At 50.2% G+C, this 1,393-nt stretch carries 1 protein-coding gene; it reads left to right on the forward strand.

All coding sequences use genetic code 11. From position 1 onward, the window contains the following. The first annotated feature begins 105 nt into the window (after nucleotides 1-105). Nucleotides 106-1,278 carry an IS256 family transposase gene (locus GON22_RS25460; protein ID WP_160398859.1) on the forward strand — a complete coding sequence of 391 codons (1,173 nt, stop codon included), beginning with the start codon at nucleotides 106-108 and terminating at the stop codon, nucleotides 1,276-1,278. Nucleotides 1,279-1,393 lie beyond the last annotated feature (115 nt).

Below are 1,393 nucleotides of genomic sequence, written 5' to 3' on the forward strand. Positions count from 1 at the left end.
GATGACGTACAATAGTCTGTGTACCATGATCTGGAGTATTCCCAGAACATAAAAAAGTAGGGTATCCTCGGGGTTGCTGAGACCACCAAGAAAGGACCCTACTCGATGACTACTATACCCGAAAATGCGATGTACGATCTACTTGAAAATACTGTTACGAAACTGCTGCAAGAAAAGCTGGAATTGCTGCTTCGCGAGGAAATCAAAAACTTCATGCAAATCGAGCAGCCTAACACCCGCAATAGCCGAAATGGCCACTATAAGCGGACCTTCCAAACGCGTTACGGCACGATTAACGAACTGCAAGTTCCTCGTGACCGCAAAGGCACTTTTCAAACACGCCTATTCCAGCCGTACCAGCGAAGGGAAGGCTGGCTGGAGGAAGCGGTCATTCATATGTACAAGGGCGGCATGAGCACGCGCGACGTCGCCAAGTTTATCGAGAGCATGTTTGGTACGCACTATTCGCCCACGACCATCAGCAACATCACACAGACGGTCATGGAGGACATCGAGCAATGGCAGAACCGTCCGCTGGAAAAGCGCTATTCGGCCATCTACTTAGACGGCTTGTACGTCAAACTGAAGCGCAATACAGTCAGCAGTGAGGCTGTTTATTTGGTCATGGGCATTGATGAAAAAGGCATTCGCCAAATTCTTGGCTTTTACGTCGGCGGCCACGAGAGTTCAAACGGCTGGCGCGAGGTGCTTAAGGATCTCAAAAAGCGCGGGGCTACCGACGTGCTCCTTGGTATTTTCGACGGCCTGCCAGGGCTAGAAGAAGCCTTTCGGGAAATCTATCCGATGGCAGACGTCCAGCATTGCGTCGTTCATAAAGTGCGTGCGACGTTTCCAAAAGTCCGCGTTTCGGACAAAACCGAGTTTCTCGAGGACCTCAAGCAAGTGTATACGGCGATGGACGGCGATGTTGCACGAGCGGTATTTGATGGCTTTAAGGAAAAGTGGCGCAAACAATACCCGAAGGAAGTCAGGTCGTGGGAAGACCAGTTGCCGACATTGCTCGCCTTTTACAAATACCCACCAATGGTGTGGCAGGCGATTTACACAACCAATCCAATTGAGCGAACAAACAAAGAGCTGCGCAAACGGCTCAAGCCAATGAACAGCCTGACGAGCATCGAAGCGGCAGAAAAGATCATCTACTTGCAAGCACTCGACTACAACGAAAAATGGTGTGGTCGAGCCATTCGAGGCTTTGTCGATCCCGAGACGAAAGCTGCATTTGAAAAGATGTACACGGAGCGATACGGAGGATGATGTGAAAAGCCTCCTGCGCCTTTGTTTGAACGATGCCCCCTAGTGGGGCAACAACAACTAACAGGCTTCGCCTTCCTGATGGATAAATCTACTACACAAACTTTTTGACGCTACC

Origin of the sequence: Paenibacillus sp. MMS18-CY102 (assembly GCF_009789195.1) — a bacterium.
In the GTDB taxonomy this organism is placed as follows: Bacteria; Bacillota; Bacilli; order Paenibacillales; family Paenibacillaceae; genus Paenibacillus_T.